The sequence below is a fragment of the Pedobacter sp. B4-66 genome, from assembly GCF_018492665.1.
Classification (GTDB): domain Bacteria; phylum Bacteroidota; class Bacteroidia; order Sphingobacteriales; family Sphingobacteriaceae; genus Pedobacter.
Window position 1 is genome coordinate 1 of the sequence record NZ_JAFVME010000014.1, and the last position, 15181, is coordinate 15181.

At 38.5% G+C, this 15181-nt stretch carries 11 protein-coding genes; 5 read left to right on the plus strand and 6 right to left on the minus strand.

Annotation, left to right across the window (positions count from 1 at the left end; genetic code table 11):
* The first annotated feature begins 865 nt into the window (after nt 1–865).
* Entirely contained in the window at nt 866–2164 is a 1299-nt protein-coding gene (locus J1905_RS20275; RefSeq protein ID WP_214229050.1) for an MFS transporter, read from the plus strand.
* Nucleotides 2165–2507: 343 nt separating this feature from the next.
* Here the strand turns inward: J1905_RS20275 and dnaE are convergent, their stop codons facing one another.
* The 4 genes from dnaE to J1905_RS20295 form a co-directional block, all read right to left on the minus strand.
* On the minus strand, nt 2508–5459 hold the full coding sequence (gene dnaE / locus J1905_RS20280; protein ID WP_214229051.1) for a DNA polymerase III subunit alpha: 2952 nt from the start codon (nt 5457–5459) through the stop codon (nt 2508–2510).
* Nucleotides 5460–5462: 3 nt separating this feature from the next.
* Nucleotides 5463–6620, minus strand: coding sequence for a DNA polymerase IV (dinB, locus tag J1905_RS20285; RefSeq protein ID WP_214229052.1), 1158 nt, complete (start codon nt 6618–6620; stop codon nt 5463–5465).
* A 145-nt stretch (nt 6621–6765) separates the two neighbouring features.
* Nucleotides 6766–7218 (minus strand): hypothetical protein, encoded by a 453-nt coding sequence (locus J1905_RS20290; protein WP_214229053.1) that lies wholly within the window; start codon nt 7216–7218, stop codon nt 6766–6768.
* 53 nt (nt 7219–7271) lie between these two features.
* The gene (locus J1905_RS20295; RefSeq protein ID WP_214229054.1) at nt 7272–7967 is read right to left on the minus strand and encodes an arylesterase; all 696 of its coding nucleotides are present in this window, start codon (nt 7965–7967) and stop codon (nt 7272–7274) included.
* A gap of 83 nt (nt 7968–8050) precedes the next feature.
* Here J1905_RS20295 and J1905_RS20300 point away from each other — a divergent pair, with 83 nt between their 5' ends.
* The 3 genes from J1905_RS20300 to J1905_RS20310 all read left to right on the plus strand — a co-directional run bounded on the left by J1905_RS20300 (nt 8051) and on the right by J1905_RS20310 (nt 12295).
* The gene (locus J1905_RS20300; protein ID WP_214229055.1) at nt 8051–8746 is read left to right on the plus strand and encodes an ABC transporter ATP-binding protein; all 696 of its coding nucleotides are present in this window, start codon (nt 8051–8053) and stop codon (nt 8744–8746) included.
* Nucleotides 8733–11273: an ABC transporter permease gene (locus J1905_RS20305; protein WP_214229056.1), complete on the plus strand. Its 2541-nt coding sequence runs from the start codon at nt 8733–8735 to the stop codon at nt 11271–11273. Before J1905_RS20300 ends, J1905_RS20305 begins: the two co-directional genes overlap by 14 nt.
* Nucleotides 11274–11407: 134 nt before the next feature.
* On the plus strand, nt 11408–12295 hold the full coding sequence (locus J1905_RS20310) for a cation diffusion facilitator family transporter (protein ID WP_214229057.1): 888 nt from the start codon (nt 11408–11410) through the stop codon (nt 12293–12295).
* Here J1905_RS20310 and rpiA read toward each other — a convergent pair.
* On the minus strand, nt 12267–12968 hold the full coding sequence (gene rpiA, locus J1905_RS20315; protein WP_214229058.1) for a ribose 5-phosphate isomerase A: 702 nt from the start codon (nt 12966–12968) through the stop codon (nt 12267–12269). The two genes, J1905_RS20310 and rpiA, sit on opposite strands and share 29 nt — an antisense overlap.
* Before the next feature lie 99 nt (nt 12969–13067).
* On the opposite strand from rpiA, the gene J1905_RS20320 reads away from it, so the two are divergent.
* Nucleotides 13068–14213 (plus strand): serine hydrolase domain-containing protein, encoded by a 1146-nt coding sequence (locus J1905_RS20320; RefSeq protein WP_214229059.1) that lies wholly within the window; start codon nt 13068–13070, stop codon nt 14211–14213.
* A 3-nt stretch (nt 14214–14216) separates the two neighbouring features.
* On the opposite strand, the gene J1905_RS20325 is transcribed toward J1905_RS20320, so the two are convergent.
* Nucleotides 14217–15128 (minus strand): hypothetical protein, encoded by a 912-nt coding sequence (locus tag J1905_RS20325; protein ID WP_214229060.1) that lies wholly within the window; start codon nt 15126–15128, stop codon nt 14217–14219.
* Nucleotides 15129–15181 lie beyond the last annotated feature (53 nt).

A 15181-nucleotide genomic window follows, 5' to 3' on the forward strand; every position in this document is an offset into this window, starting at 1 on the left:
ATGCAAAAGTAGGAAAATTCCACCAACCTCCAAACCCTTTCCCATTATTATTTCGTGAATTCTCCTAACTCACTAGAGGCTAGGCAGAAAATTAAATTAGACCCTGATACCTGCGCGATTTACCTTAGGTTGGCCTGAGGTGAGCCTGAGAGATCCCCCCAGAAAAGCCTCATTATTCCCGAGCCGGCACCAAGCCGGTATACCGCCGGTACCCAATGGATACGGCCGTTTTTTATCTTAAGCTATTAGGCGTATTTATTACCAGTGTCTATTGCGGGATGCCGACCTTGAAGAAGCTGCGAAGCAAAATAAATTACCAATGACAGAGAGGTTTTAAACGCTCTATCAAAGCGAACGTCATGCCGCTGAAGAGCGGCATCTCACACTATCAAGGCTTTCCTTCTCTTGAGAGGTGCTGAAATAAATTCAGCATGACGATCGATTAAAAAAGAACGCCCAATACCTAAATCCAGACACACCATTATGTATACACTATTATATATAATTATATATGCAATACACCTATTATAATCTATACCTATATATAGTATACACTTAACATATAATAAAAGATATCCTTATACTTTAACAGGAGAATACTTTAACACGAGTACACTTCAACGCGAGCGCTTACTACATATAGACTTAACTATAAAAAAAGGGAAAGGAACAAAGCGTAATGAGATAAGCTTAAAAAGAAGGCAGGAATGATCATACCAACCATTCCTGCCTATCTAAATTAACGCTCTCCACATAAAGACGCATTTAGAAACGAAATATTGTATCAGCTGGTAAAAAATTTAGAACAGCCAATTATTACCCACAAAAAATTAAACATTATAAATTACATTTGATTATAGAACCAATGAACGAAAACGAAGATAAAATCTCGGCAAGAAGACTAAAAGCTATTTTCGGTGGCTCAATAGGCAATCTTGTAGAATGGTACGATTGGTATGCATACTCCGCTTTTGCAATTTACTTCTCTGCTTCTTTTTTCCCTGAAGGGAACCCTACCGTACAATTAATAAATACTGCGGGGATATTTGCCCTAGGATTTTTAATGCGCCCATTAGGCGGCTATATTTTTGGTCGCATTGCTGATCGCGTTGGCCGCAAACAGTCTATGACTCTTTCCGTACTATTAATGTCGCTTGGTTCATGTTTAATTGCACTAACTCCCACTTACAAAACCATCGGCATTATAGCACCTATATTATTATTAACCGCGAGGCTACTTCAAGGATTAAGTGTTGGTGGCGAATACGGCGTATCCGCAACCTATCTAAGTGAAATGGCCACCAAAAACAGACGCGGTTTTTATTCCAGCTTTCAGTATGTAACCTTAATAGGCGGTCAATTACTTGCCCTTGCTATTCAATTAGTCCTACAAAGAGTACTACTTTCCGAAACTCAACTTCAGGAATGGGGATGGCGCATCCCATTCATTTTCGGGGGGATCCTTTCTATCGTAGCACTTTATCTCAGAAAAAATCTCGACGAAACAAAAGCATTCGAGAACCAAAAAGCACGCGGAACAGAAAAAAAAGGAACAGTAAAAGAGTTATTAAAACACCCAAAAGCTGTAATTACAGTAATAGGATTAACATTAGGTGGCACACTGGCTTTCTATACCTACACAACTTATATGCAAAAGTTTCTTGTCAACACTGTTCACATGACAAAGGAGCAATCTACATTAATGTCGTTTTTAACGCTTTTCATCTTTGCTTGTTTGCAACCTTTATTTGGAGCCTTGTCAGACAAAATAGGAAGGCGACCACTTCTTATCGCTTTTGGTGTATTGGGTACAATATGCACAGTTCCGTTACTTACTGCACTAAGTCATACCACATCGCAATGGCAAGCATTTTTCCTTTTAATGATTGCTTTAATTATTGTGAGTGGCTACACCAGCATCAATGCAGTGGTAAAGGCAGAATTGTTTCCTGCTGAAGTTAGAGCCTTAGGGGTTGGACTGCCTTACGCACTAACTGTTGCTATATTCGGTGGATCAGCAGAATATATTGCTTTGCAACTAAAAAACTGGCATCACGAAGAATACTACTACTGGTATATTACTGTTTGTATTTTCATCTCCTTATTGGTGTATGTTTTCATGAAGGATACAAAAAAGACTTCAAAACTAAATCAGGACAGCTAATAAAAGAAAATCGTTGTGAGTACTTTAAAGAAGGCATTGCTGTTCGATGCAGGAACAACAATGCCTAAAAACCAAATATAACCATGTCTACAAATCTAAATAGACATAACTAAGAAAAGTGCTGAACAAAAATTAATTTATGAGACTACAATTTAGGCACACAATTCTATCAACAAAAGTCTTACTCTCTTACATCAAAAGCAAAGAACATTATATATTCCGCACTTTTTCCGGCTATTAAGTTTCCGACAATTTTTTGTTTGGCATTATCATCCCAGAAAAATAAAATACCAAATTTTGTACTTATTCAAAAATCAGTGTTTCACCAAGCCATAGACAAAACTTAAGCCATCACAGGGTTATCAACTATAGGTAGCTTTGCAAACTTAACCACCTCAACACTTGGGAAACCAAAATCTTCTACCACCTTGCCTAATATTAGGTAACAACCTTTTCCTCTAAAAGGATAAGTGGGCGTACTACCAGGGAAATGTGTCGTATCAAAGAAATTTCCATCAGCATCCAGAAAAGTACCAAACCACATTTTCTTGCCATTCTTCATATGCACAGTTTTTTCGCAAACATATAGGCCAACCATTTTAACCGTTTGGCCAACATACTGAATCAAGTTATTTGTGCGTACATCTCCTCTATATGAAGTTCTCAATAGATCAAACATTGAGAGCGACAAAGGAAACCCAAGTAGTTCAAATTCATGATAAGCGTCTTCAAGTTCAGTATTAATCAGTTCCGGCAACGCATAATGTTTACTATCCAGGTGGAAAAGTTCCGCATAATTAACAGGTTTAACTTTACCCCCCAACATCATATGAACTTCCCACAACAAGGTTTTCTTACTCTTACCTGTAAACCTCAAAGCACCAACCCTAATTAGGATAATTACCTGATCCAGCCCCATACCTGTACGTTTCACAAAATCTTCCAGATCGGCAAATGCACCATTTAGTTTAACCTCTTCAGGAATCAATTCTATAAATTTATTCTCAAATCCTTGTATACCAATAAGCCCCAGATAAGCATCAGATCCTTTAATAGAAACTACAGATGCGCTTACATTAACACAAGGCAAGTGTACCTTTGCACCGACCTTTTGCAATTCATGAACATATAACCAACGCATATAGAAGCCTCCGTAGTTATTCAGTACCGCAACCATAAATTCCTGAGGATAGTAGGTTTTTAAAAATAAACTCTGATAACTTTCTACGGCAAAACTGGCCGAATGTGCTTTAGAGAAACTATAACCTGCAAAAGAATATACCTGCCTCCATACCTCATCTGTAATATTCTCCGGTCGGCCTAATGCCTTTGCACTATCATGGAACTTCTCTACCAGTTTATTAAATTCTATTTTCGAACGATATTTACCACTCATTCCCCGCCTCAGGATATCTGCATCTGTACCATCCATTCCGGCATAATGGATACAAATTTTAATCACATCCTCTTGATAAACCATTACCCCAAAAGTATCTTCCAACTGTTCTTTCATTACCGGATGTAGGTATTCTACAGTATCTGGTTTGTGAAAACTTTGAATGTAAGCCTTCATCATACCTGATTGTGCAACACCCGGCCGAATAATACTGCTGGCTGCAACTAGTGTCAGATAATTCTCGCAGCCAAGCTTGGTAAGCAATTGTCGCATGGCAGGCGATTCGATATAAAAACAGCCTATACTATCCCCCGTTTTTAATTTGTTATTCAGATTAGCATCTTTCATAAACGCCTTTACCTGATGAATGTCTATTTTACGTTGTTGGTTTTCCTCTACCAATCTTACCGCTTCTTTGATGTGCCCTATCCCCCTTTGACTTAATATATCGTATTTATCATAGCCAATAGCTTCCGCCTCGTACATATCCCATTGTACAGTTGCCATTCCTTTAGGTGGAAAATCCAATGCAGTGTAATAGGTAATCGGTTCTTCCGAAATCAGAACCCCACCGGCATGAATGCTTCTTTGATTGGGCATTTCCTTCATCATCTCATATATGGCCGTGATCTTTTTAAAAGTAGCATTATCTCGGTTTTCCTCAGCTTTGGCTGGATCTGTAAAACCATCAATCTCAGCTTTTGGCAATCCCATTACTTTACCAATCTCACGGATAACGGAGCGATCTTTAAAGGTGCTTATTGTGCCTAGCAGCGCAGTATGATCTTTTCCGTAGCGCTTAAAAATGTAATCCTGTACATCTTCACGTTCATCCCAGGAATAATCAATATCAAAATCAGGAGGCGAGGTGCGCTGTGCATTCAAAAAACGTTCAAAATACAAATCAAGCTCCAGCGGATCTACATCAGTAATCCGTAAACAAAAAGCTACCGTACTATTGGCCCCCGATCCTCTACCCACATGATAATAGCCCTTGGCCATAGAATAACGAATAATATCCCATGTAATTAAAAAATAGGCGCAATACCCCAAATCATTAATTACCTTCAGCTCATTCTCTACTTTTTTTAACGCATCCTTATTCTTCTTTCCATAACGATATACCATACCCTCCATTGCCAATTTTTCAAGTAGGGCTTTATCATCACTATTGCTCCCTGTAAAGGTTTTACGATTGAGGTGAACTTTTCCCTGCGTGTAATTCATCTTGCAGCCATCCATCAATTTCCGCGTATTATCCAGTATAAAGGCATATTTACTAAATTTCGCTTCCAACTCTCCTGCCGACAAGAATAGATCGGTACTACTACATTTATCTTCGGATGTAACCATGGTAAGCAGCGTATTCAAATCCACTCCCCTCAAATACTCATGCAGACGATATTCGAGTTTGTCGGCCACAAAAACAGGCTGCAGCGCCAGTAATTTATCTTTTATGTGATTAATATCCTTTCCATGCAAACTATGTAATTCATCAAATCGAATCCCCAGATATTCATTTTCTCCTAATACTCTTGTTTCAATATCATTCCTGTAAGGATAAATTACAACTGCATTTTTAAAGGTCTTTGCTTTGTCTGGCAATTCCTTCTGTTCCAGATTATGCTCAGTCAGGAAATCATTCAACTCCTTCATTCCCTCCTTATCTCTGGCAACCCCGATATAAAGTAATAGCTTATTTCGTCTAAACTCAATGCCTCCAATAGGCTTAATACCATTCTTATTGCAAGCCCTCATAAATTCCATAACCCCTGTAGAGTTATTAATATCAGTAAGCGCCATTTGTGTGACCCCTCGAAAAGCCGCCTCTTCTATGAGCTTTTCGATAGACATAGTACCATAGCGCAGGCTATATTGAGAATGAACATTTAGATACATGGCTTATACATTAATACCCAGAACGGACGCCTTTGTTACTGCCTTCTCGCCAAAGCGCTTGCGGATTCTATCCATTGCCTGCACCAGGCTATACTGTTCCTGCGACTCACTATACATATCTATTTGCTCAAAACCATTTACCAAATTAGACAAACGCACACCAACAAGTCGCAATAACATCCTCTTGGCATATACCTGCTTAAAAAGTTCCTTTGCCTTCTGAATAAATATACTATCAAGTGCTGTATAAGGAATAGAGGCCTGTTTGGTAACATCTTCGAAATTGGAATACCTAATCGTTACCGTAATACAGGCTGCAAGTTTCTTTTTTTCTCTCAGCTGAAATGCAATATCCATTACCATTGCAGTAAGCAGATTATTGATCATATTTATATCCATAGTATCTGCTTTAAATGTGCATTGTGTACCAATACTTTTTTGCTCGGCATAAGGAATTATTGGACTATTATCTATGCCTTTAGCTTTCTGAAGTAGCGACAAACCATTTTTACCCATCAGCATATTCATCTGATCTGGATGGATTTGGGCCAGCATATAAATCTTCTTAATGCCCATATCACTAAGCTTTATAAAAGTCTTTTCGCCTAGTCCCGGAATTTTCCTGATAGAAAGGGGATTTAAAAAGGGTTGTACGCCTGATGCTTTAACATTCTTCTCTCCATTTGGCTTGCACTCATTAGTTGCCATTTTAGAGACCGTTTTATTTACCGACAATCCAAAAGAAATTGGCAAACCCGATTCTCTAATAATAGTTTCCCGAAGCTCATGTGCATAGGTCATACAGCCATAAAACCTATCCATACCCGTCATATCTATATAATGTTCATCAATACTGGCTTTTTCAAACAGCGGTACCTTTTCCCTAATAATATCGGTAATTTCATGGGATGCCTTTGAATAAGCATCCATATTACCTTTAATAAAAACTGCATGTGGACACAACATTTTTGCCATTCTGGCTGGCATGGCGGCGTGCACCCCAAACTTACGGGCCTCATAACTACATGAGGTTACCACTCCTCTATCTGAGGTACCACCAATGATTATAGGTTTCCCGGCAAGTTTTTTATTTTTTTTAATCTCTACAGACACAAAAAATGCATCCTGATCCATATGAATTATTTGCTTCCCTTCGCTCATGACAAATAAATTTAGGTCACGACAAAATTAAGCTAAATAAATTAGTAAAACAACCATAAAACTAATTAAATTAGTTAAAAATACGCCGTTTGCTATTTATTTAAGCAAATAAATATTTTTACTTAGTCAAATATAAAATCTCACTTTAAGCAAGCGTAAGGCCAGGAACCTCTTTAAGAAGCTGATCCCTATGGGCACCAGACAGCCAGATATTCGATTCCAGATTTAAAATATCGATGTTCTCTTTAAGAAAATAATCCCAGCAGATCTTTCCGCTTTCCTTTTGAGTAGTAACAATATCATGAATGATCTCATTTGATATAATAACAGGGGTACTATCCTCTCCATGATTAAACTCAGTTACATGAACATCTTTTAATACAACTGTACCCAGAACAGCAGAATTCTCATTACTATCATCTTCGGCAGAGATTATCAATTCATACGTATCGGTATCCACTTTAGCATAGCTAGTTACTTCTTCTGAAAATTTAAAAGCTGCACTATGAGAGTGTTTTGGAATTCGGTTATCTGGATTTTTTTGATCATTACAGTACCATTCAGGGTTGCGCACCCAAATTTTAATGACTATGTTCATACACTATTCCTATTTGATTAGATAATGAAGATAATAAAAAAAATCTTTACTAATTACAACACGCCTTTCAATTTCGACCAAACGTTTTCTGCCACTATTTTTTGCCCTTCAGCAGTAGGATGAATACCATCGCCCTGATTTAGCTTAGGAATGCCTGCTACACCCTCCAACAAAAATGGCAGAAAAACCATTTCATTCTTAGCAACAAGCTCCTTAAACATGTTTCTAAAATCAGAAGCATATTTAGCACCCATATTAGGTGGCACTTCCATTCCGGTTAAAATCATTTTAGCCTCAGGGTATTTCTTTTTAACCTTATCTATTATAGCCTGTAAGTTTGCCGTAGTTTCACTAACCGCTACTCCACGCAAGCCATCATTAGCACCCAATTCGAGCACAAACACAGCAATAGGTTGTTTCAGCAACCAGTCTATCCTGTTTTTTCCGGCGGCAGATGTTTCACCGCTTAGGCCCCCATTTATTGCTTTATAAGGAAGTTTAAGTGAATCCAGTTTTTTCTGCAGCAATTCGGGATATGCCTCCCCCTGTTCAAGCCCATACCCTGCGGTTAAACTTGTGCCGAAGAATAAGATGTTTTTTTCTTTAACCGGAACCTCAGTAGCCTCAGGCACTGCCTCAGCAGACTTTGCATTTGATGTTTCATCAGTCTGTTTATTTTGATTGTTTCCACATGATGCAAACACAACGAACAGCAGGGCGATCAGGGTTGAAGCTTTAAAACGTAACATATCTATGTAATATAATTCTAAAATTAGCCATTACTTATTAGGCCTCGTATATTTAGCTATAAAAATACCTATTTATTAATAATATGCCTTCAGAAAACATACTCCATATTGAAAATGTAAGTAAAATATATAAAAGTGCAGGTAAAGAGCTTACTGTACTTAACAACGTTAATTTCTCTGTAGAAGGAGGCTCTACTCTTGCAATTACCGGCCCATCCGGCAGTGGTAAAACTACACTTCTGGGACTTTGTGCCGGGCTCGACAGATCGACCACAGGCTCCGTTAAACTAAACGGCATCAAACTCGATGAACTTACAGAAGACCAACGGGCAGCAGTGCGCAACCGTTACATAGGTTTTATATTTCAAAATTTCCAGCTGATGCCAACCTTAACCGCGCTTGAAAACGTAATGGTGCCAATGGAATTACGCGGAGAAAAAGATATTCGGACACACGCCATGGATTTATTAGATAAAGTAGGCCTTGCAGAACGCTCGCACCACTATCCTGTTCAGCTTTCAGGAGGTGAACAGCAACGCGTTTCATTGGCAAGGGCATTTTCCAATAAACCGGCTATACTTTTTGCTGATGAGCCGACGGGTAATCTGGATGCCGAAACCAGCGAAAAGATAGAAAAACTAATGTTTGAACTAAACAGAGATGCCGGAACTACATTGATCATCGTTACCCACGATCTGGAACTGGCTATGAGAACAAACAGAATAATAAAAATAAAAGGTGGCGTAATCATTTCAGACAATCCAAATGCAACAAGATAATCCCGCACTTAAAAGATCTGTAAACATTAGCTGGCTTTTTAAAATGGCTTGGCGTGATGCGCGTCGCAATAAATCCCGTCTGTTTCTTTTCGTTTCGTCAATTATCCTCGGAATTGCAGCATTAGTAGCTGTGTATTCATTTAGAGATAACATGCAGCGCGACATTGATAATCAGGCCAAAATGCTTACCGGAGCAGATCTGACCATACAAGCTCGCAAACCTGTGAGTGCAAAAACCCAAGCCGTACTGGATACCTTAGGAAATGAAAAAGCATCAGAAAGAAGCTTTGCATCAATGATCTATTTTCTTAAAAATCAAGGCAGTAGATTGGTGCAAGTGCGAGCACTCGAAGGTAATTATCCGTTTTACGGCACCATTGAAACTACTCCGGCAAATGCTGCAAGGACCTTTCAGCAAGAGCGCAGGGCATTAGTTGATAAAACAGTAATGCTGCAATTCAACGCCAAACCCGGTGACTCCATTAAAATTGGCAGCCTTAACTTCCTAATAGCCGGAATATTGGATAAAGCACCCGGACAAACCGGAATATCAGCTACTGTAGCGCCTGTAGTTTATATTCCATTAAAGTATCTTGAGCAAACCGGATTAACTAAAATAGGCAGCAGAATCCAATACAAGTATTACTACAGATACAATAAACCATCCGCTGTAGCAACTCAGGTAAAAAAAATCCAACCTTTACTTGATAAGGAAGGCCTCGACACAGAAACTGTAGAATCTAAAAAGGAAAGCACCGGAAAGTCGTTCAGAGATGTAAGCAGATTTCTTGAGCTATCAGGTTTTATTGCGCTACTATTAGGATGTATAGGTGTTGGAAGTGCCATTCATGTTTACATTGGCGAAAAACTAAACTCCATAGCTACCCTACGTTGTTTGGGCTTAAAAGCATGGGAGGCATTTTTAATTTACCTCATCCAAATTGTTTTTATTGGATTTATTGGCGCTGTTTTAGGCGCTGCATTAGGTACAATAATACAGTTTGCACTGCCAATGGTACTAAAAGATTTCATACCTGTAGAACTTACGCTGCAAATTTCATGGCTTGCCATCGGACAAGGCGTATTACTAGGTTTAATCATTTCAGTTTTATTTGCACTACCCTCACTTCTTTCTGTACGTACTATTTCTCCATTAAACGCCATCAGACATTCGTTTGAGAAATCAACCGACCCAAGAGATCCGCTAAAATGGTTCGTATATTTACTTATCTTACTTTTTGTACTGGCCTTTACCAGATTCCAAATGAGTAGCTGGATGCAGGCGGCTGTGTTTACTGCAAGTATCCTGATTGCGTTCCTTTTACTTTTTGGTTTATCCCGACTCCTAATGTGGGCGGTAAAAAGAGTCATCCCAAGCTCTTCCAGTTATTTATGGAGACAGGGTTTTGCTAACCTTTACCGACCAAATAACCAAACCCTTATGCTTACGGTATCTATAGGTTTATCAGCAGCATTTATCTGTACCTTATTTTTTGTACAAGGCATTTTAATAAAACGGGTAACCATATCTGCTGAAGGAAATCAGGCAAACATGATTCTATTTGATATTCAAAACGAACAAAAGGAAGCCGTAGCAAAATTAACCCGAGATTATAAATTACCGGTAATGAATCAGGTGCCGGTTGTAACCGTTAGAATCGAAAAGATATATGCAAAAAAAGCACTTAAGGATACAGCTAAAGATTCTAAACGTGCAACACAGGGAGAACTTAGGGTAACTTTTCAGGACACACTAACCTCAGCAGAAAAAGTAACAGAAGGTGTATGGAAAGGCAAAATAAAACCAGGGGCACAAGTATATGTATCCTTAGAAGAAGGTTATGCCAAACATATCCATGCGGGCGTTGGCGATAGTATCGTTTTTAATGTACAAGGATTATTGATACCTACTGTTGTCGGAAGTTTAAGAGAAGTAAATTGGGCAAGGATGCAGACCAATTTTAGGGTTGTTTTCCCGACAGGCGTACTTGAGGATGCTCCGCAATTTCATGTATTGATGACCCGAATTACCTCAAACGATGTTTCGGCCAATTTCCAAAGTGCTGTTGTAAAAGAATTCCCTAATGTATCTGTTATAGATTTAGGGCTCATATTAAAAACCTTGGATGAACTATTGTCGAAAATAAGTTTTGTAATCCAGTTTATGGCGGCATTTAGCATGGCAACAGGCTGGATAGTGCTCGTTTCGGCGGTATTAACTAGCAGAGGCCAGCGATTAAGAGAAAGCGTATTACTCAGAACCCTTGGAGCAAGCCGAAAACAGATTCTTGTAATTACAGCTATTGAGTATTTATTTCTAGGTGCATTCTCTGCCGGTGCAGGGATAATTCTTGCCCTTGGAGGCAGTTGGTTGTTAGCCGTATTCAGTTTTGATACCAGCTTTACTCCTTCCCTGCTTCCAATACTTTTGTTATTTACCCTAATTTGTTTTTTAGTAGTATTAACAGGGGTACTGAATAGCAGAAAAGTATTAAACACTCCTCCGTTAGCTGTATTAAACTCTTAACCTATAATTTATTCGAAAACATACAATACACATCCACATAAAACGCTATTTTTGCGCCCCCAAAAGGAATTCCCAGGAAGATATATTTAGCTCATCATCATCCTGAGGATAATCTAATAACAACTAACTTTGCAATGGAATTATCATCAAAAAACACTTCTAAAGAAGCCATACGAACTACTCAGCTAGGTATCATTATCAGCATAGCTTTAATATTTGTGAAAGGTCTTTCAGGATATCTTGGTCATTCCTATGCTTTAATTGCTGATGCTACCGAATCCGGGGCAGATGTAGTTAGTTCAGGCTTACTTTGGCTGGCACTTATTTATGCTCAACGACCTGCCGATCAGGGGCATCCTTATGGGCATGGAAAGGCCGAGCCCATCGCAGCAGTACTAATAGGGTTATTTCTAATAGCAGCTGCAGGATGGATTGCGTACCATTCCATATATTACATCAGAACACCGCACGGACTTCCTAAAAGCTATACCCTAATTGTACTACTTATCGTAATTCTCTCAAAGGAAATCTTGTTCCGCTATGTACTTAAAGTCGGGAAACGATTAAACAGTCAGGCTGTAAAAGCAGACGCTTATCATCATAGAAGTGATGCCATTACCTCAATTGCAGCATTTATTGGAATTGTAATTGCGCTTGTATTAGGTAAAGGATATGAAGGAGCCGACGACTGGGCGGCATTAATGGCCTGCGTATTCATCATCTATAATGCTATAAAAATCATACGTCCCGCGTTTTCAGAAATTATGGATGCCGCGCCATCACCAGAATTCATAGCAGAAATTTCCAGAATAGCCGCTCAACATATCGAAGTAAAGGAAGTGGAAAAGTGCTTCGTCAGAAAAATGGGTCTACAATACTATGTAGATATGCACATAGAAGTAGATGGCACCATCGATGTATTTACTGCACACCAGGTAGCCCATCAGGTAAAAGACGAACTCCTGGCTTCAGATTTAAGTATTAAAGATGTAATTATACACGTTGAGCCACATTTGGCGTAATTACCTTAATTCCATTTTTACCTGCTATGATTGCCTTTGTAGCCATCCCGTAAAATAAAGAATGCTCTACCACACCCGGTATCATTTTAATTTGAACGTTTAGCTTTTGCAATTCAGGTAATTCAGCAAAATGAACATCAGCCAATAGGTTGCCATTGTCTGAGATAACAGCACCATCTTTTTGAGTGCTCATGCGCAGCTTTATTGAAGAACCCGGAAACTCAAACGACAATCTACCAAGTACCATTTGCAAAGCCTGCGGCAGTATTTCTAACACTAGCGGATAAGTAGCATCCAGTTTTTCGGAGAATTTACCCTCATCTCCTATCAATATAAAATCTGTTGCCATCGCCGCCAGAATCTTTTCGGTGGTATGAATCCCACCGCCACTTTTTAAAGCATTCAGTTCTTCGTCAAACTGATCACAGCCATCAAAATAAACATCTATCTTTTTAAGTAGCGATGGCGACTGCACCTTTAATCCGTTTTGCTGTAAATAGACAGTGGTTTTAAATGACGACGAAGTAAAAGTAACACTTGCAGCCAAATCCTCATCCTGCTTAACCATGTCTACCAAATGAGATACCGTTGTTCCCGCTCCTAAACCTACAATTTGCCCTGTTTTAATGAAAGGCAAGGCTGCCTTTGCTGCTTCTATCTTATAATCGATCATGGCGGCAATTTAGAAATTCACGGCAGATTTCAAACAATTATTTTCACTATATTTAATCCATAAGCCACTAAAACCAATCGAAAGTAACGCTCTAAAAGCATGATAAAAAGACCCCTTAAGTACATTACAACAACAATACTTATTTTAAGCACCTCTCTATTTAGCTTTGGTCAGGCTGCCAAAGCAGAGGCTGAGATAAGAGACATCATGAAAAAACTGGATGCCGTAGGGCTATCAGTTGCAGTCGTAAAAAAGGGCAACATCATTTACACAAACTCCTTCGGTCTTAAAAATATTGAAAGCAATACAGCACTGACAGATAAAGATATTTTCAGAATTGCATCTATTTCAAAATCCTTCTCTGCCACCTCCATTATGCAACTTGCAGAAGCAGGAAAACTATCTTTAGATGATGACTTCAGCAAACTGGTTGGTTTCAAAGTAAGAAATCCCAAATTCCCTGAAACCATCATTACCCTTAAAATGGTACTTTCCCACACCTCTAGTATAAATGATAGTGAAGGCTATTTCAATTTCAATGTTATTAACCCGGAGAAAAGCCAGAATTGGACAAAATGTTATAATGATTACGAACCCGGGAAAGCGTACAAATACTGCAATCTGAATTTTAATATGGTGGGCGCAGTAATAGAAAAACTATCAGGAGAAAGGTTCGATCAATATGTAAAGCATCACATCCTAGATCCATTGAAGCTCTATGGTGGCTATTGTGTAGATTCATTAGACAACAGCCTATTCACAACTTTATATGAATACGACAAGGTTTCCAAAACTTTTGTCCCAGATCCTTCCGCCTATGCATCACGCAGGGAAGAGTTAAAAAACTATGTAACAGGTTACAGTACTCCTCTATTTTCTCCAACTGGAGGAATGAAGATATCCGCTACCGACCTTGCAAGATACATGACCATGCACATGAATCAGGGTAAGTATAAAGGTGTAAAGATCATCACCAAAAAGAGCGCTAAATTAATGCAAACAAAAATTTCTGAAGAAGAGGGTTATGGCTTGGCAATAACGAATGTAGACAACTTGATTCCAGGAAAGATCATGACAGGACATACAGGTTCTGCTTACGGATTGTATAGTGCTATGTTTTTTGAACCAAAAGAAAAGTTTGGAATAGTTGTCATCACCAACGGCTCCAATACTACTTACACCAATGATTTTAACAGCATATTATTAGAAACCATCAATTGTCTGTATAACAATTTCATAAAATAGATATTACAGTCCTGTAGATATACCTAGTCGCAAATAGCTATACTTATTTCGGTAATAGATATTATACGGATCTTCACCATAATAGCCCACAGCAGCCATTAAAAATACATTACTCATAAAAGGGAAACTGTAATTAAATGATGTTTCTACATTAAGGCGTTTCTTTATAGCAAAAGCATCATAATTATCCATAGGATTCACCGCATAATTTAAACCAATATTTGCACGCCAGTTCTCTTTCTGTTTAACATATCTACGAAGTGAAAAATCGTACAGCACCCTTGTAAACCCATAATCATGTACAAGCACCTTTTCATAATTAAACCATTTGTGCCATTCAAAGCCACCATAGTGATTTAATGTATAATAAATAGAATTAAGTGGTTTGGTTCGGTTGCCAAAATTGTAGCCTACAGTAAGGTAATTAGTACTAAAATTGCCGGTTTTGGTGTTTATAGTACCATCCAAATTTAACGCTTCCCCATCTTGACCATTTGAATGATGAGTAAATTTTAACGTTGCGTACTTATAATTCTTAACAGACTGACTGAGCCTAAAATAGAAAGTGCCTCCCAGCTTCAAATCCGGAGTCCTCACACCTGATGATTTATCGTCAATAACCTTAACTGTAAAGTCTGGGACCATAGCAAAAGCGACAGGTGATTCAGGTATAGCCAATATTATATACGTCCTGGTAATTCTCCCATTAATGATATACTTAACAGGACCAGCCAGTTCACCTCTGGGCGAAATGTACGATAAATCTCCATTTTCCTTATAAATATCACTGTATTGTCTATTACATAAATACCTTAGGGTAACCAATGAATCTTTGCCCGCCGAGATACCAACTTGCGGAATTACAGTTTCAATACCTGCAAAATAAAAAACTACAATTAGATAGAATAGTTTCATTGAGCCCCTTATTGAAATATACGTTATAACAGCTATAACAGTTTACCTCGAAT